Here is a 25,949-nt window from a genome sequence, read left to right as displayed (position 1 = left end):
CAGCTTCAAGCTCTAAGCTTCAAGCTGCAAGACAATCACGGTGGCAGGCACAACGCGCACTGCTGTTAACTTGCGGCTTGAAGCTTGCCGCTTGCAGCTGCGTCGTTACTGCGGATTCGCACGAGTACTGGAGAGCAGAGATTTCAAGCTCGCCGCCTTAGGTTTGACTAGCCAGAAACGACGCAAGTAATCATCAAGGTTCTCGGCGAGTTCACGACCCCACTCGCTGTCGGTTTCCTCGACGTACTCGTTCAGCACGCGTTGCAAATGGCTGCGGTAGGCTTCCATCGCCTCGCCGCTGATCCGCTGGATTTCCACCAGTTCGTGGTTGACCCGGTCAACGAAGGTGTTGTCCTGGTCGAGCACGTAGGCGAAACCGCCGGTCATGCCAGAGCCGAAGTTGTAACCGGTCTTGCCCAGAACGCAGACGAAACCACCGGTCATGTACTCGCAGCAGTGATCGCCAGTGCCTTCCACGACGGTGTGGGCACCGGAGTTACGCACGGCGAAACGCTCGCCCGCGGTACCGGCGGCGAACAGCTTGCCGCCAGTGGCGCCGTACAGGCAGGTGTTGCCGATGATGGCACTGTCCTGGGTGCGGTAGACGCTGCCCTTCGGCGGAACGATGACCAGCTTGCCGCCGGTCATGCCCTTGCCGACGTAGTCGTTGGCATCGCCTTCCAGGTACATGTTCAGGCCGCCAGCGTTCCACACGCCGAAGCTCTGACCGGCAGTGCCCTTGAAGCGGAACGTGACCGGCGCGTTGGCCATGCCCTGGTTGCCGTGCTTGCGCGCGATTTCGCCGGAGATCCGTGCGCCGATGGAACGGTCGCAGTTGCAGATATCCAGGGCGAACTCGGCGCCGCTCAGGTCGTTGATCGCCGAGGTGGCCATGTCGACCATTTTCTCGGCCAGCAGGCCCTTGTCGAACGGCGGGTTGCGCTCAACGCCACAGAACTGCGGCTTGTCCGCCGGCACGTGGTCGCTGCCCAGCAACGGGGTCAGGTCGAGGTGATGTTGCTTGGCGGTCTGACCTTCGAGGATTTCCAGCAGATCGGTACGGCCGATCAGCTCTTCGAGGGAGCGCACGCCCAGCTTGGCCAGCCACTCACGGGTTTCTTCGGCGACGTAGGTGAAGAAGTTCACCACCATGTCGACGGTACCGATGTAGTGATCCTTGCGCAGCTTCTCGTTCTGAGTCGCAACGCCGGTGGCGCAGTTGTTCAGGTGGCAGATGCGCAGGTATTTGCAGCCCAGGGCGATCATTGGCGCGGTGCCGAAGCCGAAGCTTTCAGCGCCGAGGATGGCTGCCTTGATCACGTCGAGGCCGGTTTTCAGGCCGCCGTCGGTCTGTACCCGGACTTTGCCGCGCAGGTCGTTGCCGCGTAGGGTCTGGTGGGTTTCGGCCAGGCCGAGTTCCCACGGAGCGCCCGCGTATTTGATCGAGGTCAGCGGCGATGCGCCGGTGCCGCCGTCGTAGCCGGAGATGGTGATCAGGTCCGCATAGGCCTTGGCCACACCGGCGGCGATGGTGCCGACGCCCGCTTCTGCTACCAGCTTCACCGAGACCAGTGCCTTCGGGTTGACTTGTTTCAGGTCGAAAATCAGCTGCGACAAGTCTTCGATCGAATAGATGTCGTGGTGCGGCGGTGGCGAAATCAGGGTCACGCCTGGTACTGCATAACGCAGCTTGGCGATCAGGCCGTTGACCTTGCCGCCTGGCAGTTGACCGCCTTCGCCCGGTTTGGCGCCCTGGGCGACCTTGATCTGCAGCACTTCAGCGTTGACCAGGTATTCCGGGGTCACACCGAAACGGCCGGTCGCGACTTGCTTGATTTTCGAACTCTTGATGGTGCCGTAGCGTGCCGGGTCTTCGCCGCCTTCGCCGGAGTTGGAACGCGCACCGAGGCGGTTCATGGCTTCGGCCAGGGCTTCGTGAGCTTCCGGCGACAGGGCGCCCAACGAGATACCGGCGGAGTCGAAGCGCTTGAGCACCGATTCCAGCGGTTCGATCTCGCTGATGTCCAATGGAGTGTCGAGGGTTTTGACTTTCAGCAAGTCGCGGATCATCGACACCGGGCGGTTATCCACCAGCGACGTGTATTCCTTGAACTTGCTGTAGTCGCCCTGCTGCACAGCGGCTTGCAGGGTGTTGACCACGTCCGGGTTGTACGCGTGATATTCGCCACCGTGGACGAACTTCAGCAGGCCGCCTTGCTGGATCGGCTTGCGAGGGCTCCAGGCTTCGGTGGCCAGGGCCTTCTGCTCGGCTTCGATGTCGACGAAACGCGCACCCTTGATGCGGCTCGGCACGCCACGGAAGCTCAGGTTGCAGACTTCCTCGGACAGGCCGATGGCTTCGAACAGCTGCGCACCGCGGTACGAAGTGATGGTCGAGATGCCCATCTTCGACAGGATCTTGAGCAAGCCCTTGGTGATGCCTTTACGGTAATTCTTGAACACCTCGTAGAGGTCGCCCAGCACTTCACCGGTCCGGATCAGGTCGCCCAGCACTTCGTAGGCCAGGAACGGATAAACGGCAGAGGCGCCGAAACCGATCAGCACGGCGAAGTGATGCGGGTCACGTGCAGTCGCGGTTTCAACAAGGATGTTGGAGTCGCAACGCAGGCCTTTTTCGGTCAGGCGGTGGTGCACCGCGCCGGTGGCGAGCGAAGCGTGGATCGGCAACTTGCCCGGGGCAATATGACGGTCGCTCAGCACGACTTGAGTACGACCGGCGCGCACGGCTTCTTCAGCTTGATCGGCAACGTTGCGGATCGCAGCTTCCAGGCCGACGCTTTCGTCGTAGTTCAGATCGATGATCGCGCGCTCGAAGCCCGGACGATCGAGGTTCATCAGCGAGCGCCACTTGGCCGGGGAAATGACCGGCGAGCTGAGGATCACGCGCGAGGCGTGTTCCGGCGACTCTTGGAAGATGTTGCGCTCGGCACCGAGGCAGATCTCCAGCGACATGACGATGGCTTCACGCAGCGGGTCGATCGGCGGGTTGGTGACCTGCGCGAACTGCTGGCGGAAATAGTCGTACGGCGTACGCACGCGCTGGGACAGCACGGCCATCGGCGTATCGTCGCCCATCGAGCCAACGGCTTCGTAGCCCTGCTCGCCGAGCGGACGCAGCACCTGGTCGCGCTCTTCGAACGTGACCTGATACATCTTCATGTATTGCTTGAGCTGATCGACGTCGTAGAACGCCGAACCGTGATCGTTGTCTTCCATGGTTGCCTGGATGCGCAGGGCATTCTTGCGCAGCCATTGCTTGTACGGATGACGGGACTTCAGACGGTTGTCGATGGCGTCGGTGTCGAGGATCTGGCCGGTTTCGGTGTCCACGGCAAAGATCTGGCCCGGGCCAACGCGGCCTTTGGCAATCACGTCTTCAGGCTGGTAGTTCCAGACGCCGATTTCCGAAGCCAGGGTGATGAAGCCGTTGGTGGTGGTCACCCAACGTGCCGGACGCAGACCGTTACGGTCGAGCAGGCACACCGCGTAACGACCGTCGGTCATTACCACGCCGGCCGGGCCGTCCCACGGTTCCATGTGCATCGAGTTGTATTCGTAGAACGCACGCAGATCCGGGTCCATGGTCTCGACGTTCTGCCACGCAGGCGGAATGATCATCCGCACGCCACGGAACAGGTCGATGCCACCGGTGACCATCAGCTCGAGCATGTTGTCCATGCTGGAGGAGTCGGAACCGACACGGTTGACCAGCGGGCCGAGTTCTTCCAGATCCATCAGATCGTTGGTGAACTTGGTGCGACGGGCCACGGCCCAGTTGCGGTTGCCGGTAATGGTGTTGATCTCGCCGTTGTGCGCCAGGAAGCGGAACGGTTGAGCCAGCGGCCATTTCGGCAGGGTGTTGGTGGAGAAGCGCTGGTGGAACACGCAAATCGAAGTTTGCAGGCGCTCATCGCTCAGGTCTGGATAGAAGGCGGTCAAATCCGCCGGCATCATCAGGCCTTTGTAAATGATGGTCTTGTGGGAAAAGCTGCACACGTAGTGATCGCTGTCGGCGGCGTTGGCCACGGACGAGCGACGACGGGAGGTGAACAGTTTGACGGCCATGTCCTGATCGCTCAGGCCTTCTCCGCCGATGTACACCTGCTCGATCTGCGGCAGGCGCTCAAGGGCCAGGCGGCCGAGGACGCTGGTGTCGATTGGCACTTTGCGCCAGCCGATCAGTTGCAGGCCGGCGGCCAGGATCTCGCGGTTCATGTTCTCGCGAGCGGCTTCGGCTTTCACCGGGTCCTGGTTGAAGAAAACCATGCCCACCGCATATTGCTTGGGCATTTCAACGCCGAAGGTTTCCTGGGCGATAGCGCGCAGGAACGCGTCCGGCTTTTGAATCAGCAGACCGCAACCGTCACCGGTCTTGCCGTCGGCATTAATCCCACCGCGGTGGGTCATGCAGGTCAGGGCCTCGATGGCCGTTTGCAAAAGGGTATGACTGGGCTCGCCCTGCATATGGGCAATCAGGCCGAAACCGCAGTTATCCTTGAATTCATCTGGTTGGTACAGACCTGCTTTCATAGACACTTTCTCACCAGGCTGCCTCTTATCGAGGCAAATTTCTTTTCAATTCAACTAGTTACCTTCCGCGCCGAACGTACGCCAGCTTTGCGGGGGCAAAAGGGAGGTCATTGTACACACCGACACAGAGGCTCACAAATTTGACGACGAGATGTCGCAAATCTATGTCGCATTTGTGAAAGGTTTAAAGCGATACGCTGTGCTAGTCAAAACTTTTTTTAATTCTGACCGCAACGACTCAAAGACTACTGTGACGCAGACACCACAAGGCACGCAGTCTGTAGAGACGGCGCGCACTTGCAGAGATTTTGAGGTGCCTGGAGAGGCGGCCTGGGTAAGGCCGCCGAATCTTCAGCGAGTTGTTGCCAGTTCCTGTTGGACGCTGGCGACAGTGCGAGGCCAAGGTTTACCAGCCTGAACCTTCGCTGGCAAGGCCTTGATGGCGGAAACGGCTGCATCACGATTGGAGAAATTGCCGTAAGTGATGACGTAAAGCGGCTTGCCGTTGAGGACTTTCTTGAAATAACGGTACTCGCCGCCCTGCTCTTTCACGAAGCTTTGCGCGCTCGCTTCAGAGCTGGTGCCGAGGATCTGCACCACGTAGTTGCCCGGCGCCTGACCGGCATACCAGGTACCGCCAGCGGCCTTGGCGGCAGGCGCGGTTTTCTCGGCAGGCTTGGCTGCGGCGACGGCCGGTTTGGCAGGCGCTGGAGCAGGCTTGGCGGCAGGCGCCGGAACCGGTGCCGGCTTGGCTGTAGCGACTTGAGTCGGCGCAGGTGTCGGCTTGGCCGCTGGCGTCGGCGCAGCACCGGCCGAAACGCCCGCTGGCGGCGCAACCGTGGTCACGGTTGGCGGTGTATCGCTCGAACCTTCAAGCGGCACGCCATCATCGCCTTCGGTGATGCCACCCGCCGCTTCGGCCAGCGGGCCACGCATGACCGGCTGCGAGTTACCGACCAACGGCAAAGGCATCGGCTGCGTGTTGCCGGCGAATTCGACGGACGGAGCGCCATCGCTCGATTGTGGCGCGCCCTGGCCGAGTGGCAATTGCGCCTGTTCGTTGGCCGGCGCACCGGTGCTCGGTGCTTTGCTGCGACCTGGCATCAACCAGGCGGCGGCTACCGCGACCACGACGACGGCGGAAATCGCCAATACGTGTTTCTTCGGCATATTGAACCCCATTTTTGGACGCTTCACCGCTGAGCGGCTGGCAATCATGGCTTCGATCATTGCATCGCGGGCGACCTGGTTGATGTTGCCAGGCCAACCGTCGGAGCTTTCGTGAATATCAGAGATCTGTTGCGCGGTGAAAAGTTCGATACCCCGACCCGCACCCTCAAGGCGCTGATCCAGATATTCGCGGGTCTCTTCTTCGGTGTAAGGCTGCAGCTCGATGACGTGGAAGCGTTCTTCCTCAAGGTGCAACGCATCAAGCTGAGCAATCAGCGACGACTCACCGAACAGGAACACATGTGGGCGACCTTCCGGCGCGCCGGCAGCCAGGCCCATCAAGGCTTCAAGCGCGGACTCGTCGAGCTGCTCGGCATCATCCACCAGCAGGTAGACTTCCTGCCCGGTAAGGGCAAGTTGCACCACCTGGGCCAGGATCGCGTCGATTTCGGCGTGCGCCACGTCCAGCGCCTGGGCCACCTGGCGCAGGACACCCGCCGCATCACCGGCACCACGGGCGGAAACCACCACGCTCTGCACCGTTTGCTTGTTGGTACTGGCCACGAGGGCCTGGCGCAGCAGGGTCTTGCCACTGCCCTGCGGGCCAGTGACGACCAGCAACAACTGGCTGTAACGCGCCAGATGATGCAGTTGCCCCAGTACCGGTTTGCGCTGGGCCGGGAAGAATTTGAAGCCAGGAACCCGCGGAGCAAAAGGGTCATGACTCAATTGGAAATGGCCGAGGAACGCCTCGTCGGCATGCAAACTAGTCATCTCGATCTTATTAACCTTTAAGCTGAGCCAGGGCGCGGTAATCCGCTCCCAGCGTGGCCTGTAGAACCTCTTTCGGATAATCGTCGGTCACCACCGCTTCGCCCATTTGGCGCAGCAGCACCAGGCGCAAACGACCGTCGATCACTTTTTTATCAATTGCCATATGTTCGAGGAAATCGGCTTCGCTCATCTCTTCTGGCGGGACAACCGGCAACCCGGCACGCTGGAACAGGCGAATGCCGCGATCGCGTTCCTGTTCGCTGATCCAGCCCAGGCGCGCTGACATTTCCAGAGCCATTACGGTGCCAGCAGCGACCGCTTCCCCATGGAGCCAGACACCATAGCCCATGTGGGTTTCGATGGCGTGACCGAAAGTGTGCCCCAGGTTCAACGTGGCGCGAACACCCGTCTCCTTTTCATCGGCACCGACCACCGCCGCCTTGGCCGCGCAAGAGCGCTCGATGGCATAGGTCAGGGCTTGTTGATCCAGATTGCGCAGGCGGTCGACGTTGTCTTCGAGCCAGGTCAGGAACGGCTCGTCGCAGATCAAACCGTACTTGATGACTTCCGCCAGGCCAGCTGAGAGCTCACGGGCCGGCAGGGTATTGAGGCTGGCGGTATCGATCAGTACCACGTTCGGCTGATAGAAGGCGCCGACCATGTTCTTGCCCAGCGGGTGGTTGATCCCGGTCTTGCCGCCCACGGAAGAGTCGACTTGCGACAACAGCGTGGTCGGGACCTGAATGAAATCGACGCCACGCTGATAGCAGGCTGCCGCGAAACCGGCCATGTCGCCGATCACGCCGCCACCGAGGGCGATCACCGTGGTGCGACGGTCGTGACGCGCGGTCAGCAGGCCATCAAAAATCAGTTGCAGGGTTTCCCAGGTCTTGAAGGCTTCGCCATCGGGAAGCACCACGGAAATCACCGAGAATTGCGACAGGCTGCGGGTCAGACGTTCAAGATAAAGCGGCGCAACGGTTTCGTTGGAGATGATCGCCACTTGCCGTCCGTGAATGTGCGGGGCCAGCAGCTCAGGCTGATCCAACAAACCTTCGCCAATATGAATCGGGTAGCTGCGCTCGCCTAGATCGACCTTGAGTGTCTGCATGTGTCCCCACAGTGAAGATGAAATCAGGCGTCTTGCCTTGGGTTAACGAATGTCCACGGCGTTTGCTGGTATGACGCCAATCGCAAGCCGTCCGCCACAACCTTGAGCGGTCATGGCAGGACGCCGAGGATAGCGCATTTCGAGCGGCGTTTTAACGGGGCGGCAGCTGCTGCAAACGCTCGAGAATATCCAGCACGACCATTCGCGGAGGCCGCTCATCGGTTTCGACCACCAGATCGGCGATCTCCCGATAAAGCGGATCGCGGATGGCCAGCAGATCCCGAAGGGTCTTGGCCGGATCGGCGGTGCGCAACAGCGGTCGATTGCGGTCGCGGGCCGTGCGGCCGACCTGCTGCTCGACAGAGGCATGCAGATAAACCACCCGTCCACCGGCGTGCAGCGCCCGCCGATTGGCTTCGCGCATGACTGCGCCACCACCGGTCGCCAGCACCACACCGTCGTAATCGCACAATTCGGCAATCATTGCCTCCTCGCGATCACGAAAGCCCGGTTCGCCTTCCTTATCGAAAATCCATGGGATATTGGCGCCCGTGCGTAATTCAATTTCCTTATCGGAATCTTTGAATGGCAAGCGCAACTCTTTGGCCAGCAATCGGCCGATGGTGCTTTTTCCAGCGCCCATCGGTCCTACAAGAATCAAATTTCGCACAGAATCAACGACTCACAGCAATCGCCTGGTTATTCATGATACGCGGTGTGAGAAACACCAACAGCTCGGATTTTTTCTCCGAAACCACGTCACGCCGGAAAAGGCGGCCAAGATACGGCACATCGCCAAGAAATGGCACCTTATCTACAACCTTGCTCTGAGTATTTGAGAAAACACCGCCAATGACGATGGTCTCGCCATCGTTGACCAGGACCTTGGCGTTGACCTCGTTTTTCTTGATCGGCGGCACGTCCTGGACCATGTTCAGGTAATCCGGCTCGTCCTTGGTGACCTTGACCTCCATGATGATCCGGTTGTCCGGCGTGATCTGCGGCGTCACCTCCAGCGACAGCGACGCCTCCTTGAAGGACACCGACGTAGCGCCGCTGGAGCTGGCTTCCTGATAAGGAATCTCGGTGCCCTTGAGGATTTTTGCGGTTTCCTTGTCGGACGTGACCACCTTGGGTTGCGAGACAATTTCGCCGTTGCCGGTCTTCTCCATGGCGGTCAGTTCAAGGTCCAGCAAGACGTTATCGGTAATGAACGCAATGCCGATTCCCGAGGTATTTGCCGCAGCCCCCAAGTCGACGAACGGTGTATTGGTGCTGGTACTGCCGGGCGTACCGATGGTCGACGAACCGTTGACGCCATTGCTGACGCCGGAGGTGTTCCAGTTACCTTTGTTTTGTATCGAACCACCCCAGCGCACCCCGAGACTCTTGTCATAGTCGACGTTGGCTTCGACGATCCGCGCCTCGATCATCACCTGACGTACCGGAATATCCAGTTGCGCGACGATGCGACGCAATTCGTCGAGACGGTCCTGAGTCTGGTAGGCAATGATGTTGTTGGTGCGCTCATCGACGGTGATAGAACCCCGCTCGTCGGCTTTCGCCTCGGCATTGGTCACCGACTGGAACAGCTTGGCGATATCGGCGGCCTTGGCGTAATTGACCTGCAACAGCTCCCGGCGCAACGGCGCGAGATCGGCGATCTGCTTTTGCGATTCGAGCTCCTGACGTTCGCGGGCGGCAATTTCGTCGGCCGGCGCAACGAGCAGGACATTGCCAACCTTGCGCTTATCCAGCCCCTTGGTTTTCAGCACCAGATCCAGCGCCTGATCCCACGGAACGTTCTGCAAGCGCAAGGTAATGCCGCCTTGTACGGTATCGCTGGCCACCAGGTTGAGGTTGGTGAAATCGGCGATCAATTGCAGGACTGAGCGCACATCGATGTCCTGAAAGTTCAGCGAGAGCTTCTCCCCGCTGTAGGGCCGATTGGTATTGCGCTGCTGCAGGCCGTCGACGGTCATCGGGCGGATGCTGACCGTAAGCTTGTTATCGGTCTGATAGGTCGAGTATTCGAAGGCCCCGCTGGGTTCAATGCTGATGGTTGCCCGATCGCCGGTCGCACTGGCCTTGACGAACTGCACGGGTGTAGCGAAATCCTTCACATCCAGCCGTACGCGCAATGGCTCAGGCAGTCGCGTCCGGGCAAACCCGAGGAGGATTTTGCCGTCGCGCTCCTGAATGTCGGGAGCCATCGACGGATCCGACAAGTCGATCACGACATTGCCTTCACCCTGGGTCCCGCGCTGAAAATCCACGCCACGAATGGCTTTGCCTGCGGGCGCAGTATTTCGTGCCGGGCTTGATGCAGCAGCGGGGGCCCGCTGTGAGACCAGGGGTCTGACCTCTTGCCCGACCACGACGAACAGATCGTTGCCTTCGATCCGTGAATCGTACGGCGACAGTTGGTTCAGGTTAATGATCAGCCGCGTACGATCCTTGGCCTCGACGACCGTGGCGCTGCGGGCATTGCCGCCTCCCAAATCATGGGTCTTGGTGGCGAGCTGACTGACAACGCCCGGCATGTCCAGCGCGATTCGGGCGGGTGATTCTGTCGTGTAGCCCTGAGGAACCGGAGGCGGCCCATCGAATGACAACTTCAACTCAACGCGCCCCCCTGGCAGCGCGTCGACATCCAGCGCTTTGAGGCTGGCCGCTTGTACCATCGGCGACAACATCGCTATCCATAGCGAAAGACCGAGGGTGGAAAAAATCCTGTTCATTATTTTTGTTCCACTATGAGTGCTCTTTCAAAGGGAGGGTCCGGGGTCGCTCCAGCCACGCGCCCTCACCGTCCGGGACGATTTCGATCACATCGACTTGCGAGCTGCTGATGGCGACTATCCGTCCGTCGTTGCGCCCCAGGTAATCGCCGACTTTCAGTCGATGCACACCCCCCGCCCCGCGCAGCAACGCAAAAGAGCCCGCTGCATTGGAGAGGGTGCCGACCATTTCGAATTGCTCGATGTTGAAACCTTCGAGGTATTGCTTGACCCGATCAGGGTCGGGGCTGACGTTGCGAGAGCCCTGTTTCTGACCCGCCCGATCGATTCGCACCTGCTGCGAAAACGGGCTTCGCAGGTTCCCGGCGCTGTAAGTGAATACCGGGTAAGACCGGGATGTCGGCGCTGGTTCAATCTTGCCCGGCGCACTCGAGCGCATTTGGTTCATGTACGCATCCAGGTCAGCGACGTCATCATCGCCACCACACCCGCCGAGTACACCCAACAGCAGGACAATCGCCAGATTACGCAGGCTCATTGCGCCAACCCCTTGCCGTTGTCGCGATACGTTTTGGCCTGAATGCTCATGCGCAACTTCGTCCCGCCCTCGGGATTGACCGGTGCAAGCTCGAAGTCATGCAAGGTGACGATTCGAGGCAAGCGCGCCACGCCGCTGACGAACATCGCAAGATCGTGATAACCACCGGTGACGGTGATCTGGATCGGCAATTCGATGTAGAACGGCCGGGAGACTTCCGGCAGCAGTTTGATTTCTTCGAACTCCAGGCCGCTGCCCAGGCCGGTACGCGTGATGTCTTCAAGCAGACCGGGCACTTCGGTGTCGCTGGGCAATTGCCGTAACAGCACGCTGAAGGCGTCCTCCATTTCCTCCATCTGCCGGGTATAGGGCTGCAGATTCGCGGCCATACGCGATTTGGCCGCAAACTGTTCCTTGAGCAGCAACTCTTGCTCGCGCTTCAGATCAAGCTGCCCCTCCAGCTCGCTGATGGAAAAGCTGTAGCCCACTGCCAGCACCAGAATCATCAGCAAGCAGGCCACCAGGACTTTGATTGCCGGGGGCCAGGAGCCGATGTTGCTGCTGTCCAGATCGCTGATGTCGATTTTTCGCAACCCGTCGAACCACTCGGTGGGACTCATTCGCCCGCCTCCGGCGCTGCGGGCTGAACCTGACGCACGGTCAGTTGAAAGACGTTGGCCTGATCAACCCGACCGACCGCGCTCGCCTTGACCTCGGTCAGGCTCGGCGCATCGAACCAGTCCGAAGCGTCCAGGTTGCGCATCAGGTCAGAAACCCGATGGTTGGACTCCGCCGCGCCCGTGATAGACAGAACATTGCCGGCCATTTTGACTTCGGTGAAATACACACCGTCGGGCAAGGTGCGGGTCAACTGGTCAAAGACGCGCCCGTTGATCGAGCGATTGCCTTGCAGGTCCTGGATGATGCGCATGCGTTCGACCAATTGCTGGCGACGCTCTTTGAGATCACTGATCTGTTTGATCCGCTCATCGACGATGGCTATTTGCTTGCCGATGTAATCATTACGGGCGACTTGCCGCTCGACAGCGCCATCGAGGATCTGACTCGCAATCGCTACGGTGCCAGCGGCCCCCATCAGCACGGCAACCAGAACGCCTAAAAAGCGCCTGCGACGGATTTCACGCTGTTCTTCGCGCCAGGGTAAAAGATTGATGCGCGCCATCAGTCGAAACTCCTGAGGGCCAGCCCACAGGCAATCATCAACGCGGGCGCATCATTGGCCAGGGCAACGCCATCGACCTTGCCGCCCAGAACCATGTCCGAGAATGGATTGGCGATCCGGGCCGGCGTGTTCAATTGCTGCTCGATCAAGCGTTCCAGCCCCGGGACCGATGCGGTGCCACCGGCCAGCAAGATGTGGTCAACCGTTTTGGAGTGACCCGAGGCGAAGAACAACTGCAACGAACGGGAAACCTGCTGCACCAATGCCTCGCGGAAGGGCTGCAACACTTCATTGACGTAGTCCGACGGCAGCCCACCATTCTTTTTCGCCAGGTCTGCCTGCTCCACGCTCAAGCCGTAGCGCCGCTGAATCTCCTCGTTCAGCTGTCGACCACCGAACAACTGTTCCCGCGAGTAGATGATCCGCCCGCAGTGCAGCACGCTCAGGGTAGTCATGGTCGCACCAATATCGACCAGCGCCACCGTCAAGCCCTCGCCGGAGGCTGCCAACCCGCTGGCGAGCAAGCCAAACGAACGCTCCAGCGCATAAGCCTCGACATCGACCACTCGAGCCGTGAGGCCGGCCAGCGTCAGGGCCGCCTCGAGGACTTCGACTTTTTCCTTGCGACAGGCGGCGAGCAGTACATTCACACGCTCGGGATTGCGCGCTGATGCACCTTGAACGTCGAAGTCGATGGCGACTTCATCCAACGAGTAGGGAATGTACTGGTCAGCCTCGATCTTCAGCCGGGTCTCCATTTCATCGTCAGAAAGGCCAGCCTGCATGTCGATGGTCTTGGTGATCACCGCTGAACCGGCCACCGCCACGGCGACGTTCTTCAGTCCGGTTTTGGCTTTGACCAGCACGCGAGCAAGCGCGAGCCCCACCCCTTCGAGTTCGGCGATGTTCTTTTCGACCACGGCACCGGTCGGCAGCGGCTCGATCGCATAGGCCTCGACCCGGTAGCGATCACCCTGACGGCTCAATTCGAGCAATTTCACCGAGGTGGATCCGATGTCGATGCCTAACAGCGTTTTGGCTTTTTTGTTGAAGAGTCCTAGCACTACCAATTCCCTATGACTATCCGTGAGTTACGGACTCTGCAATGTCCATTGCGTTCAACCCGCCCGTCTTGACAGCTGTGCAAATGACGCTGCCCGACAGAAAAGTGCTTATAATGCCCAGCGTTTTTTTTCGCATTTGCTCAAGCGTGGTTCGTTTCCTTTACCCTGAACCCTGATGCCCAATTCATTTTTTGCCCTGGATATCCCAAAGCCTTGATTCGTCTGCTGAAGTTTTTCGGTTGGTCCATCGTCGCGGTTTTCTGCGGACTCCTTCTGGGTCTGAGCGGGGCGTTTCTCTACCTTAGCCCTGGATTACCGTCCGTGGAGGCCCTGCGAAGCATCCAGTTGCAGATTCCCCTGCGCGTCTACAGCAGCGACGACAAGTTGATCGCAGAGTTTGGCGAAATGCGCCGTACTCCGATCCGTTTCGCCGACATTCCCCCCAATTTCATTAATGCGTTACTAAGTGCTGAAGACGATAACTTCGCCAACCACTACGGCGTCGATCCGAGCAGCCTGATGCGTGCCGCGACCCAATTGATCAAAAGCGGACACATTCAGTCCGGCGGCAGCACCATCACCATGCAGGTCGCGAAGAACTTCTTCCTGACCAGCGAACGCAGCTTCTCGCGCAAAACCACCGAAATCCTTTTGGCCCTGCAGATCGAACGACAGCTGACCAAGGACGAGATCCTTGAGCTATACGTCAACAAGATCTACCTGGGTAACCGCGCCTACGGTATCGAGGCGGCGGCGCAGGTTTATTACGGCAAGTCGATCCGCGACGTCAGCCTGGCGCAGATGGCAATGATCGCCGGCCTGCCAAAAGCACCGTCGCGCTTCAACCCGTTGGCCAACCCGGCCCGCAGCAAGGAACGTCGCGACTGGATCCTGGGCCGCATGTACAAGCTCGGCAAAATCACCGAAGCCGACTACACCACCGCCGTCAACGAACCGCTGAACGCCAGTTATCACGTGCCGACACCGGAGGTGAATGCGCCGTACATCGCTGAAATGGCCCGCGCCGAAATGGTCGGCCGCTACGGCAGCGACGCCTACACCGAAGGTTTCCGCGTTACCACCACGGTACCGAGCAACCTTCAGGAACTGGCCAACACCGCCCTCCACGAAGGCCTGATAACTTACGACCGGCGCCATGGCTACCGTGGTCCGGAATCGCGTCTGCCGGGCAAGACTCGCGAAGCCTGGGCAACGGAATTGACCAAGCAGCGCACCATCAGCAGCCTTGAGCCGGCCATCGTGACCCAGGTCGACAAGAACGGCCTGCAAGTACTGACCCGCACTGGCCAGGAAACTGTCAGCTGGGACACCATGAAATGGGCTCGCCCATTCCTGAACACCAACAGCATGGGCCCCAATCCGAAGCAGCCTTCGGACGTGGCGCAGGTTGGCGATCTGATTCGCGTGCAGCGCCAGCCGGACAATTCACTGAAATTCAGTCAGATTCCACAGGCTCAGGGCGCGCTGGTCTCCCTTGATCCGCAGAACGGCGCGATTCGTTCGCTGGTCGGTGGTTTCGCCTTCGAGCAGAGCAATTACAACCGCGCCATGCAGGCCAAGCGCCAGCCCGGATCGAGCTTCAAACCGTTCGTCTACAGTGCAGCGCTGGACAGCGGCTACACCGCTTCCAGCCTGGTCAACGACGCGCCGATCGTGTTCGTTGACGAGTACCTGGACAAGGTCTGGCGCCCGAAGAACGACACCAACACGTTCCTTGGCCCGATCCGCCTGCGTGAAGCGCTCTACAAGTCGCGCAACCTGGTATCGATTCGCTTGCTGCAGGCGATGGGCGTTGGCAAGACCATTGACTACATCACCCGCTTTGGCTTCAACAAGCAGGATCTGCCGCCCAACCTGTCCCTGGCGCTGGGCACCGCAACCCTGACGCCTATGGAGATCGCCACCGGCTGGAGCACCTTCGCCAACGGCGGCTACAAGATCACCCCGTACATCATCGACAAGATCGAAAGCCGCAACGGCGATACGCTGTTCCGCGCCAACCCGCCGAGCGTGCCTCAGGGTGGCGCTGCCAGCGACGGTATTGCCGTGCCAGCGACTGAAGCCATCACGGTCAATGCAACCCCGAGCGAAATTCCTGGCACAACACCCGCACCACAAACACCGGCCGTGGCCGAACGCATTGTTGATGGACGCACCACGTACATCCTCAACAGCATGCTCCAGGACGTCATCAAGCTCGGCACCGGCCGTCGCGCCCTGGCGCTGGGCCGCTCCGACATCGCAGGCAAAACCGGTACGACCAACGAATCCAAGGATGCCTGGTTCTCCGGCTACAACGCCGATTACGTGACCACGGTCTGGACCGGCTTCGACCAGCCTGAAAGCCTGGGGCGCAAGGAGTTCGGCGGTACCGTCGCATTGCCGATCTGGATCAACTACATGGGCGCCGCCCTCAAGGACAAGCCGCCACACACGCAAGCGGAGCCGGAAGGCCTTCTCAGCCTGCGGGTCGACCCGATCAGCGGGCGTGCAGCGAGCCCAGGCACACCTGGGGCCTACTTCGAGCTGTTCAAGGCCGAGGACACGCCGCCATCGGTCAATGAACTGAGCAACGGCACAGCACCGGGCAGCCCACTGCCAGCGGACGAAGCGGCACCGATCGATTTGTTCTGATCCTGAGCCGCAAAAAAGCCCCGCCTTCGAGAGAAGTGCGGGGCTTTTTTTACCTGCCCTTTTTGTATCGCCTTAGCCGCCCCCTTCGCTGGCAAGCCAGCGCCTACAAGGACCGCGTGCATCAGCAGGAGCTGGCTTGCCAGCGAAGAGACGCGCACAGCCAACACCAAAATCTCAGGCACAAAAAAGCCCCGACACTCACGAGCCAGGGCTTTTGGGTTGAAGCGCTACAACGGCTTAGCCGTTGAACACGTCATCCACGCTTTTCAGCGGGTAGTTCTTCGGATACGGCAGGGTCGCCACACCGGTCTCGATTGCGGCTTTGGCCACAGCGTCGGAGATCAGGGTGATCAGACGAGCATCCATTGGCTTCGGAATGATGTACTCACGACCGAATTCCAGCTTGATGCCGCCGTAGGCGTCGCACACTTCCTGAGGAACCGGCAGCTTGGCCAGTTCACGCAGGGCGTTGGCCGCAGCCACTTTCATTTCTTCGTTGATGCGCTTGGCGCGAACGTCCAGGGCACCACGGAAGATGAACGGGAAGCCCAGTACGTTGTTGACCTGGTTCGGGTAGTCGGAACGACCGGTGGCCATGATCACGTCGTTACGGGTAGCGTGTGCCAGTTCCGGGGAGATTTCCGGATCAGGGTTGGAGCACGCGAACACGATCGGGTTCGGCGCCATCGACAGCAGGCCTTCAGCGCTCAGCAGGTTCGGACCGGACAGGCCCACGAACACGTCAGCGCCTTGCAGGGCGTCAGCCAGGGTGCGCTTGTCGGTCGCGTGAGCGAACACAGCCTTGTACTGGTTCAGGTCGTCACGGCCGGAGTGGATCACGCCGGTACGGTCGACCATGTAGATGTTTTCGATGTTGGCGCCCATGCTCACCAGCAACTTCATGCAGGAGATAGCGGCAGCGCCCGCGCCCAGGCAGACGATCTTGGCGTCAGCCAGGGTTTTGCCAGCGATTTCCAGGGCGTTGATCATGCCCGCAGCGGTCACGATAGCGGTGCCGTGCTGGTCATCGTGGAATACCGGAATGTCGCACTGTTCGATCAGAGCGCGCTCGATCTCAAAGCACTCAGGTGCCTTGATGTCTTCCAGGTTGATGCCACCGAAGGTGATGGAGATGCGCTTGACGGTGTCGATGAAGGCTTGCGGGCTTTCGGAGTCGACTTCGATGTCGAAAACGTCGATGCCGGCGAAGCGCTTGAACAGTACGCCTTTACCTTCCATCACTGGCTTGGAAGCCAGTGGGCCGAGGTTACCCAGGCCGAGAATCGCGGTGCCATCGGAAATGACTGCAACCAGGTTGCCTTTGCCGGTGTACTTGTAGGCCAGTTCAGGATCGCGGGCGATCTCGCGTACTGGTTCGGCTACGCCCGGGCTGTACGCCAGCGACAGGTCGCGAGCGGTAGCAGTGGCCTTGGTGAGCTCGACACTCAGCTTCCCTGGACGAGGATGGGCATGATATTCGAGAGCGGCAGTTTTCAGATCAGACATTTTGGCATTCCGCTTTTTACTGTTGGACAGACTGGTCAGCGAGGATACGCGCCTCGCAAAGTCCCCACAAGACTGACCGGTCACCCCTGTCAAGCGCCCTGCCCTACGACTTTGGGCCAAGAGCCGCGGAACACAAGGGATCGACTGTTCACAATCGAGCGAAAAAATGTCTACAATTTTTTTGTCACTGCGACGCTTGCAGCATCGCCGGATCGGTCAATGGCAACATCCAGCGCGGCTGACCCTCCTTGAGTCCGCCACGGCGCGAACGGTCCAGCACCCAGCCACGCGCCTCGACCTGCTTGCCTTCCAGGCGTTCCAGCGAGGCGATATCGAATCGCGCCAGTTGATTGGGTGCAACACGCAGTACAACTGAATCCTGCAACTCGATCCAAACCCCGCCGCGATTGCGCTGAACCTTGCTCACACGACCACTGAGCACGGCAAACCCGGACGCGCTGATCTGATCCGCCTTCAGTACAGGTGACTGGCGCCACACACCGAGCCCGGCCTGACGGGCGCTGCGCTCCGCGGCCTGCTGACACACGACCAGATCGACATTCGGTGCTACTGCCACCAGGAAACCGAGGCCCTCGGCGAGCATTTGCGCCTCAAGGTTGGCGCCATCAGCGCCGTAGACGTGGGCCAGGGTGCGGCCGTAGCGATCTTTGCTTTCTTTACCGGGCAACAAACCGAGCTGCCCATCGCTGGCCGCCACCAACGCTTCGAGACGCTTGCGCGCCGCCACTGCGAACGGTTCGTCGGAACGGCCCTTCTTGCCCAGCTCCGGCGTATTCAGGCCGATCATGCGCACATTGCGACCATCGTCCAGGCGCAAGGTGTCGCCATCGACCACCCGCTCCACGGCGACAGAGGCCAGCCCCTCGGGTGCCGGGCAGAACGCCTGGGCGCCGGAAAGCCAAATCGCGGACACAAAAAAGGCGCCCGCAAGGGACGCCTTTTTTAACAGCAAGGAAAAGCCCATAAGGCTCTTTAACCTTACTCTGCAGCAGCTGGAGCTTTCTTGCCGAAAGCACCGAAACGGTCTGCGAAGCGCTGAACGCGGCCGCCAGTGTCCAGAGTCTTCTGCTTACCGGTGTAGAACGGGTGGCATTCGTTGCAAACGTCGATCGCCAGGGCTTTGCCGAAGGTCGAACGGGTTTCGAACTTGTTGCCGCAGCTGCAGGTAACAGCAACTGCTGGGTATTCTGGATGGATATCAGCTTTCATGGTGTCTTCCTCGGGCTAGCGTGCCGCCACCCAACACTATTGTTGAATACCGCACGTAATTAGGCCGCGGATTCTACCAGACAATGCCAATCACGCAAGCTGTCCCTGAGACCGACCGTCTGCTAGGCTCCCGGACCAATACGCGCCCCCTGTAGGAGCAAGCTTGCTCGCGATGAGGGCGTGTCAGTCAGCCTATGTATTGCCTGACACGACGCTATCGCGAGCAAGCTTGCTCCTACAGGGGACATGCAACCCCGCTTTTATCTTTCGCTAATCGAGATCCCCCCGCGTGCCCGACGCCATTCTGCGCCTCGCCCTGCCTTCGCCGCTGCGCCGCCTGTTCGACTACCGGGCGCCGGCCGGCGTGCTGCGCGCGCAGTTGCACCCCGGCATGCGCCTGCGGGTGCCGTTTGGCCGGCGGGAGATGATCGGTATTCTGGTCGAAGTCGCCGACACCAGTGAAGTCCCGGCGGAGAAGCTCAAGCCGGCCCTGGCGCTGCTGGACGCCACGCCGCCGCTACCGCCCGCGCTGTTCAAGCTGTGCCTGTGGACTTCCCAGTATTACCAGCACAGCCTTGGCGACACGCTGAGCTGGGCCTTGCCGGTGCTGCTGCGCCAAGGTGAACTGGCCGAAGCGCGCCAGGAACGTTTCTGGTCCGCCGCACCCGGCGCCAGTCTTGATGACCCGCGCATCGCCCGCGCCCCGCGTCAGCGCGAAGCCCTGGCAACGCTGGCCCAACACCCCCACGGCGTCGCCCATCAGTTGTTGAGCAAACTGATGCTGAGCAAAGACAGCCTGGACCTGTTGCTGGCCAAGGACCTGGTGCAAGTCGAGATCCGTCGACACGCACCCGGCGCACGCCATGAACACTGGCTGGCGCAACCCGAGTTGCCGCTCAACCCGGAACAGCACGCCGCTTATGAAGCGATTCGCGCCGGGTTCGACAGTTATCACGCGTTTTTGCTGGCGGGCGTCACGGGCAGCGGCAAGACCGAAGTGTATTTACAGCTGATCCGCGAAACCTTGGAGGCCGGCAAACAAGCGCTGGTGCTGATCCCGGAAATCAACCTCGGCCCGCAAACCCTGGCGCGCTTCGAGCAGCGTTTCAATGCGCGCATCGCGCTGATCCACTCGGCGGTCAATGATCGCGAGCGCCTCGAAGCCTGGCTCGCCGCCCGTGACGGCGAGGCCGACATCATCATCGGCACCCGCTCGGCACTGTTCACACCGATGAAGAACCCTGGCCTGATAATCATCGACGAAGAGCACGACGGTTCTTATAAACAGCAGGAAGGTTTGCGCTACCACGCCCGCGATCTGGCGCTGGTGCGGGCGCGACAGGAAAACATCCCGATCGTCCTTGGCTCCGCGACACCTTCGCTGGAAAGCCTGCACAACGCCTACACCGGTCGCTACGGCCTGCTGCGATTGAACGAACGCGCCGGCGGCGCGAAGCAGCCACGGTTCCTGCGTCTGGATGTGAAAAGCCGTCCGCTGGACAGCGGCATATCCGGGCCGATGCAGCAGGCCATCGGCCAGACACTGGCTGCTGGTCAGCAAGTATTGGTTTTCCTCAATCGCCGAGGTTTCGCGCCGACCCTGCTGTGTCACGACTGCGGCTGGATGTCCGAGTGCCAGCGCTGCGATGCGCGCATGACGGTGCATCAACGTTATGGCGAGCTGCGTTGCCACCATTGCGGCTACGTCGAACGCGTGCCGCGCCAATGCCCGAAGTGCAACAAGGTCGATTTGCGCCCGGTGGGTGCCGGCACCGAACGGGCCGAAGAACGGCTGGCGATTTTGTTCCCGGACTACCCGGTACTGCGCGTCGACCGCGACAGCACCTCGCGCAAGGACGCGATGAACCAACTGTTCGCAACGATTCAGAAGGGCCAGCCGTGCATCCTGATCGGCACGCAAATGCTCGCCAAAGGGCACCACTTTCCACGGGTGACGCTGGTATCGATCCTGGATGCCGACGGCGGGCTGTTCTCCGGCGACTTCCGCGCCAGCGAGCGCATGGCGCAACTGATAGTCCAGGTCGCGGGCCGTGCAGGTCGTGCTGAAGAGCCCGGTAAAGTGATCATTCAGACACACCTCGCCGACCATCCGCTGCTGATTCAGCTGACCGAGCAAGGCTACTTTGCATTTGCCGAGCAAGCCTTGAGCGAGCGTCGCGCTGCCGGCCTGCCGCCGTTTGCACATTTGGCGTTGTTGCGGGCCGAAGCGCATAAACCGGGGCAGGCCGAAGGTTTTCTAGATGAAGCCTGCAGCGAAGCCGAGCGATTGCTGGCGGAACAGAACCTGACCGGCATCGAGCTACTGGGGCCGGTGCCCGCACCGATGGAACGCCGGGCCGGACGTTATCGCGCTCAGCTTTTGTTGCAGGCGACAGCACGGGCGCCGCTGCACAGGCTGCTGGCCAGTTGGTTGCTGGTGCTGGAGCAGATGCCGAGCGGGCGGGCGGTGCGCTGGTCGCTGGATGTTGATCCGGTCGATTTGTATTGATCGGGAGATCGCTATCGCTGGCAAGCCAGCTCCTACAGGGGTTTTGTGGTGATACCTGCCTGGGTGAACACCAGCGATAGCAGTCCAATTGTCACCACACATCCACAACCTGCCTGCTAAGGTTGGCAAGCCCGTCTTCGCAACGGATAATGCCCAGTTTTTCCACCAGCGCATGATGCGCCGCCGCGCCAGCGGTCGAAAGAGAAGACCATGAAAGACACCATTCGCCAGCTGATCCAACAAGCCATCACCCAACTCGTCAACGAAGGTGTGTTGCCTGAAGGCCTGTCGCCGGCGATCCAGGTGGAAAATTCCCGCGACAAGAAAAACGGCGACTTCGCCAGCAACATCGCCATGATGCTGGCCAAACCGGCCGGTATGAAGCCGCGCGATCTGGCGGAAAAAATCATCGCCGCGCTGCCGGCCGATGAAAACATCACCAAGACCGAAATCGCCGGCCCTGGCTTCCTGAACTTCTTCCAGAACACCGATGCCCTGGCCTCGCGCCTCGACGCGGCCCTGGCCGACGCCCACATCGGCGTGCGCAAGGCCGGTCCGGTGCAGCGCACCGTGGTCGACCTGTCGGCCCCGAACCTGGCCAAAGAGATGCACGTCGGCCACTTGCGTTCGACCATCATTGGCGACGGCGTAGCCCGCGTGCTGGAATTTCTCGGCGACGAAGTCATCCGTCAGAACCACGTCGGCGACTGGGGCACCCAGTTCGGCATGCTGATGGCTTATTTGCAGGAAAACCCGATAACCAGCGATGAGCTGTCGGACCTGGAAAACTTCTACCGCGCCGCCAAGCAACGCTTCGACGAATCCGAAGAGTTCGCCGACCGCGCCCGTGGCCTGGTGGTCAAGTTGCAGGCCGGCGATGCCGACTGCCTGGCGCTGTGGACCAAGTTCAAGGACATCTCGCTGTCCCACTGCCAGAAGATCTACGAACTGCTCAACGTCAAACTGACCATGGCCGACGTGATGGGCGAAAGCGCCTACAACGACGACCTGATCAATGTGGTCAACGATCTGAAAGCGGCGGGCATGCTGGTCGAGAGCAACGGCGCCCAGTGCGTGTTCCTCGATGAATTCAAGAACGCCGACGGCGACCCGCTGCCGGTGATCATCGTCAAGGCCGACGGCGGCTACCTCTACGCCACCACCGACCTGGCAGCCGTGCGCTACCGCAGCGGCAAGCTCAAGGCTGATCGCGCACTGTACTTCGTCGACCAGCGCCAGGCCCTGCACTTCCAGCAAGTGTTCGCTGTGGCGCGCAAGGCCGGTTTCGTGACCCATCCGATGGAAATGGAACACATGGGCTTCGGCACCATGAACGGCGCCGATGGCCGTCCGTTCAAGACCCGTGATGGCGGCACCGTGAAGCTGATCGACCTGCTGACCGAAGCCCAGGAACGCGCCTACGCCCTGGTGAAAGACAAGAACCCCGAGCTGGCCGAAGCCGAGCTGCGCAACATCGCCAAGGTCGTGGGCATCGGCGCGGTGAAATACGCCGACCTGTCCAAGCACCGCACCAGCGACTACAGCTTCAACTTCGACCTGATGCTCAACTTCGAAGGCAACACCGCGCCGTACCTGCTGTACGCCTACACCCGCGTGGCCGGCGTGTTCCGCAAACTCGGCAAGGACTTCAGCGAAGTCGAAGGCCAGATCGTGCTCGAAGCACCGCACGAACACGAGCTGGCGGCGAAACTCGCACAGTTCGGCGAAGTGCTGAACAACGTGTCCGAGAAAGGCACGCCGCACATCCTCTGCACTTACCTTTACGACGTCGCCGGCCTGTTCTCCAGCTTCTACGAGAACTGCCCGATCCTCGCCGCCGACACCCCGGCACAAATGCAGAGCCGCCTGCGTCTCGCCGCACTGACCGGACGCACCCTCAAGCAAGGCCTGGAACTCTTGGGCCTGGAAACTCTGGAGCGTATGTAAGTTGGCCGCCAAGAAAAAACCTGCACCCAAGCGTGGCGCCAGCCGTTACCAAGCTCCTGCAAAGCAACCGATTCCGGGTTGGTTGTGGATGGTTATCGGCCTCACGGTCGGCGCGTTCCTAGTGTTTCTGATGAAACTGGAACCGGGCAAGGGCAGCGATACGGTCAAACGCGAGAAAGTGGAGCAACAGAAAGCCACCAAGATCGCCGAGGCCAACAAGACCCCGCCGAGCCCGACGCAACCGGTGAAGCCGAAGTACGACTTCTACACCTTGCTGCCGGAATCGGAAGTCATCGTGCCGCCGGACGCCGTGCCGGAGAAGACCCTGCCGACGCCACAGGTGCCAGCGATTCCGACTACGCCGGTGACCCCGGCCGAAGCGGCGAAGATCGACACCGCACGCGCCCAGGCAGCCCTCGCCGGGATTACGCCGCCACCCGCGCCACCGGTCAAGGCTGCACCGGTGACCAAGTTCTTCCTGCAGGCCGGCTCGTTCCGTAAAGAGGCTGATGCGGACAAGGTGCGCGCGCAGATCATTCTGTTGGGCCAGGCTGTGGCGGTCGAGTCCGGCACAGTCAAGGACGAAACCTGGTATCGGGTTTTGGTCGGACCGTTCAGCAATCGCGAACAACTGACCACCGCCCAGAAACAACTGGCGGGTGCCGGCTTCAGCAACTTGTTGTTACAACAACGCCAGAACCGCTGAGTCCTTAAGGAACACCGCGTCATCGTTCTTCGCCAGCAGGCCGGCTTCCACAGGTTATGTATCGTTCGCGGTATCGCGAACGCCGTGAAGTCCACGGTTCACCGTATCCGTGAAAGTCACACAACCTGTAGGAGCCGGCTTGCTGGCGATGGCGTCAGACCACACAACACAACCTTGTGCACGAAACACCGCTCGTCCCTTCTCCCGCCTTGCAGTTGAAAAACGCCCCACCACCCCCATATGAATGGGCATAAGGCATTTTCGCCCCGCTGCGTGGAGACTCTTCCCTTGACCACCATCGTTTCAGTTCGCCGCCACGGCAAAGTCGTCATGGGCGGCGACGGCCAGGTTTCCCTTGGTAATACCGTGATGAAAGGCAACGCGAAAAAAGTTCGCCGCCTGTACCACGGCCAGGTCATTGCCGGTTTTGCCGGTGCCACCGCCGACGCCTTTACCCTCTTCGAACGTTTCGAAGGCCAGCTTGAAAAGCATCAGGGCCATTTGGTCCGTGCCGCCGTCGAACTCGCCAAAGAATGGCGCACCGACCGCTCCCTGAGCCGCCTCGAAGCCATGCTCGCCGTCGCCAACAAAGACGCTTCCCTGATCATCACCGGTAACGGCGATGTGGTGGAGCCTGAAGACGGCTTGATCGCCATGGGCTCCGGCGGCGCTTACGCTCAAGCGGCCGCCAGCGCACTGCTGAAAAAGACTGATCTGTCGGCCCGCGAAATCGTCGAAACCGCCCTCGGCATCGCCGGCGACATCTGTGTATTCACCAACCACACCCAGACCATTGAGGAGCAGGACTGCGCCGAGTAAGCCTGTCTCGGCCCCGTGCCACGGCTCATTCTTGCTTGAGGTCCTTTAAATATTATGTCCATGACTCCCCGTGAAATCGTCCACGAACTCAATCGCCATATCATCGGCCAGGACGATGCCAAGCGCGCCGTCGCCATTGCCCTGCGTAACCGCTGGCGCCGGATGCAGCTGCCTGAAGAGCTGCGCGTTGAAGTAACCCCCAAGAACATCCTGATGATCGGCCCGACCGGTGTCGGTAAAACCGAGATCGCCCGTCGCCTGGCAAAACTGGCCAACGCACCGTTCATCAAGGTCGAAGCGACCAAGTTCACCGAAGTCGGCTATGTCGGCCGCGACGTCGAATCGATCATTCGTGACCTGGCCGATGCGGCGATCAAGCTGCTGCGCGAACAGGAAATCGTCAAGGTTCGTCACCGCGCCGAAGACGCTGCCGAGGAACGTATCCTCGACGCTCTGCTGCCACCGGCACGCATGGGCTTCAGCAACGACGACGCCCCGACTGCCGATTCCAACACCCGTCAGCTGTTCCGCAAGCGCCTGCGTGAAGGTCAGCTGGATGACAAGGAGATCGAAATCGAAGTCGCCGAAATGGCCGGCGTCGATATCTCCGCGCCACCGGGCATGGAAGAAATGACCAACCAGCTGCAAAGCCTGTTCGCCAACATGGGCAAGGGCAAGAAGAAGGCCCGCAAGCTCAAGGTCAAGGAAGCCCTGAAGCTGGTCCGTGACGAAGAAGCCGGTCGCCTGGTCAACGATGAAGAGTTGAAGGCCAAGGCGCTGGAGGCGGTCGAGCAGCACGGTATCGTGTTCATCGACGAAATCGACAAGGTCGCCAAGCGCGGCAACTCCGGTGGCGTCGACGTGTCCCGCGAAGGCGTGCAGCGCGATTTGCTGCCGCTGATCGAAGGCTGCACCGTCAACACCAAACTGGGCATGGTCAAGACCGACCACATCCTGTTCATTGCCTCCGGTGCTTTCCACTTGAGCAAGCCGAGCGACCTGGTGCCCGAGCTGCAAGGCCGTCTGCCGATCCGCGTGGAACTCAAGGCCCTGAGCCCGGAAGACTTCGAGCGCATCCTCAGCGAACCGCATGCATCACTCACCGAGCAATATTGCGCACTGCTGAAAACCGAAGGCCTGGGCATCGAGTTCCAGCCAAGCGGGATCAAGCGCATCGCCGAGATTGCCTGGCAGGTCAACGAAAAAACCGAAAACATCGGTGCCCGTCGTCTGCACACTCTACTTGAGCGCCTGCTCGAAGAGGTGTCGTTCAGCGCCGGCGACCTGGCCAGCACCCATGACGGCAAGGTGATCCAGATCGACGCCGACTACGTCAACAGCCACTTGGGCGAATTGGCGCAAAACGAAGACCTGTCCCGTTATATCCTGTAGGTAATGTGATTCCTTGCAGGAGCCCGGCTTGCCGGCGGTGACGCACCCAAGAT

Annotated in this window: 18 protein-coding genes; 6 read left to right on the top strand and 12 right to left on the bottom strand. The window is 60.5% G+C overall.

Going from position 1 to position 25,949, the window contains the following annotated elements; translation table 11 throughout:
- Nucleotides 1–105: 105 nt before the first annotated feature.
- The 9 genes from gltB to CKW15_RS05410 form a co-directional block, all read right to left on the bottom strand.
- Nucleotides 106–4,551, bottom strand: coding sequence for a glutamate synthase large subunit (gene gltB / locus CKW15_RS05455; protein ID WP_095056482.1), 4,446 nt, complete (start codon nt 4,549–4,551; stop codon nt 106–108).
- A gap of 351 nt (nt 4,552–4,902) precedes the next feature.
- Nucleotides 4,903–6,495 carry an AAA family ATPase gene (locus tag CKW15_RS05445; RefSeq protein WP_095151770.1) on the bottom strand — a complete coding sequence of 531 codons (1,593 nt, stop codon included), beginning with the start codon at nt 6,493–6,495 and terminating at the stop codon, nt 4,903–4,905.
- 10 nt (nt 6,496–6,505) lie between these two features.
- Nucleotides 6,506–7,606, bottom strand: coding sequence for a 3-dehydroquinate synthase (aroB, locus tag CKW15_RS05440; RefSeq protein WP_095151769.1), 1,101 nt, complete (start codon nt 7,604–7,606; stop codon nt 6,506–6,508).
- Between the two features lie 151 nt (nt 7,607–7,757).
- A complete protein-coding gene (gene aroK, locus CKW15_RS05435; RefSeq protein WP_053153402.1) occupies nt 7,758–8,276 on the bottom strand; it encodes a shikimate kinase AroK in 519 nt (172 codons plus the stop codon).
- A gap of 4 nt (nt 8,277–8,280) precedes the next feature.
- A complete protein-coding gene (pilQ, locus tag CKW15_RS05430) occupies nt 8,281–10,347 on the bottom strand; it encodes a type IV pilus secretin PilQ family protein (protein ID WP_095151768.1) in 2,067 nt (688 codons plus the stop codon).
- A 13-nt stretch (nt 10,348–10,360) separates the two neighbouring features.
- Nucleotides 10,361–10,885, bottom strand: a complete 525-nt coding sequence (locus CKW15_RS05425; protein WP_095056486.1) for a pilus assembly protein PilP — start codon at nt 10,883–10,885, stop codon at nt 10,361–10,363.
- On the bottom strand, nt 10,882–11,505 hold the full coding sequence (locus CKW15_RS05420) for a type 4a pilus biogenesis protein PilO (RefSeq protein WP_095151767.1): 624 nt from the start codon (nt 11,503–11,505) through the stop codon (nt 10,882–10,884). Before CKW15_RS05420 ends, CKW15_RS05425 begins: the two co-directional genes overlap by 4 nt.
- Complete coding sequence (locus CKW15_RS05415) at nt 11,502–12,068, bottom strand: PilN domain-containing protein (RefSeq protein ID WP_095151766.1); 567 nt, start codon at nt 12,066–12,068, stop codon at nt 11,502–11,504. The genes CKW15_RS05420 and CKW15_RS05415 overlap by 4 nt, the downstream gene beginning before the upstream one ends.
- Nucleotides 12,068–13,132, bottom strand: coding sequence for a pilus assembly protein PilM (locus tag CKW15_RS05410; RefSeq protein ID WP_095151765.1), 1,065 nt, complete (start codon nt 13,130–13,132; stop codon nt 12,068–12,070). Before CKW15_RS05410 ends, CKW15_RS05415 begins: the two co-directional genes overlap by 1 nt.
- A 216-nt stretch (nt 13,133–13,348) precedes the next feature.
- Here CKW15_RS05410 and CKW15_RS05405 point away from each other — a divergent pair, with 216 nt between their 5' ends.
- Entirely contained in the window at nt 13,349–15,787 is a 2,439-nt protein-coding gene (locus tag CKW15_RS05405; RefSeq protein WP_371856287.1) for a penicillin-binding protein 1A, read from the top strand.
- 237 nt (nt 15,788–16,024) lie between these two features.
- Here CKW15_RS05405 and CKW15_RS05400 read toward each other — a convergent pair whose 3' ends face one another.
- From CKW15_RS05400 to rpmE, 3 genes are all read right to left on the bottom strand, one after another.
- Nucleotides 16,025–17,293, bottom strand: a complete 1,269-nt coding sequence (locus tag CKW15_RS05400) for a malic enzyme-like NAD(P)-binding protein (protein ID WP_095056491.1) — start codon at nt 17,291–17,293, stop codon at nt 16,025–16,027.
- Between the two features lie 184 nt (nt 17,294–17,477).
- Complete coding sequence (locus CKW15_RS05395; protein WP_095151764.1) at nt 17,478–18,278, bottom strand: thermonuclease family protein; 801 nt, start codon at nt 18,276–18,278, stop codon at nt 17,478–17,480.
- 14 nt (nt 18,279–18,292) lie between these two features.
- On the bottom strand, nt 18,293–18,523 hold the full coding sequence (gene rpmE / locus CKW15_RS05390; protein ID WP_053153366.1) for a 50S ribosomal protein L31: 231 nt from the start codon (nt 18,521–18,523) through the stop codon (nt 18,293–18,295).
- A gap of 289 nt (nt 18,524–18,812) precedes the next feature.
- Between rpmE and CKW15_RS05385 the strand changes: the two genes are divergently transcribed.
- The 5 genes from CKW15_RS05385 to hslU all read left to right on the top strand — a co-directional run bounded on the left by CKW15_RS05385 (nt 18,813) and on the right by hslU (nt 25,896).
- On the top strand, nt 18,813–21,032 hold the full coding sequence (locus tag CKW15_RS05385) for a primosomal protein N' (protein WP_095151763.1): 2,220 nt from the start codon (nt 18,813–18,815) through the stop codon (nt 21,030–21,032).
- Nucleotides 21,033–21,242: 210 nt separating this feature from the next.
- Nucleotides 21,243–22,979 (top strand): arginine--tRNA ligase, encoded by a 1,737-nt coding sequence (argS, locus tag CKW15_RS05380; protein WP_095151762.1) that lies wholly within the window; start codon nt 21,243–21,245, stop codon nt 22,977–22,979.
- Between the two features lies 1 nt (nt 22,980).
- Nucleotides 22,981–23,685 (top strand): SPOR domain-containing protein, encoded by a 705-nt coding sequence (locus tag CKW15_RS05375; protein WP_095056495.1) that lies wholly within the window; start codon nt 22,981–22,983, stop codon nt 23,683–23,685.
- 288 nt (nt 23,686–23,973) lie between these two features.
- A complete protein-coding gene (gene hslV, locus CKW15_RS05370) occupies nt 23,974–24,504 on the top strand; it encodes an ATP-dependent protease subunit HslV (RefSeq protein WP_007975582.1) in 531 nt (176 codons plus the stop codon).
- Between the two features lie 54 nt (nt 24,505–24,558).
- Nucleotides 24,559–25,896 carry an HslU--HslV peptidase ATPase subunit gene (gene hslU, locus CKW15_RS05365; RefSeq protein ID WP_095056496.1) on the top strand — a complete coding sequence of 446 codons (1,338 nt, stop codon included), beginning with the start codon at nt 24,559–24,561 and terminating at the stop codon, nt 25,894–25,896.
- Nucleotides 25,897–25,949 lie beyond the last annotated feature (53 nt).

The organism is Pseudomonas sp. Irchel s3b5, assembly GCF_900187435.1.
Lineage (GTDB): Bacteria > Pseudomonadota > Gammaproteobacteria > Pseudomonadales > Pseudomonadaceae > Aquipseudomonas.
Note: the sequence above shows the minus strand (reverse complement) of the source record. Positions and strands in the feature narration are given on the sequence as shown.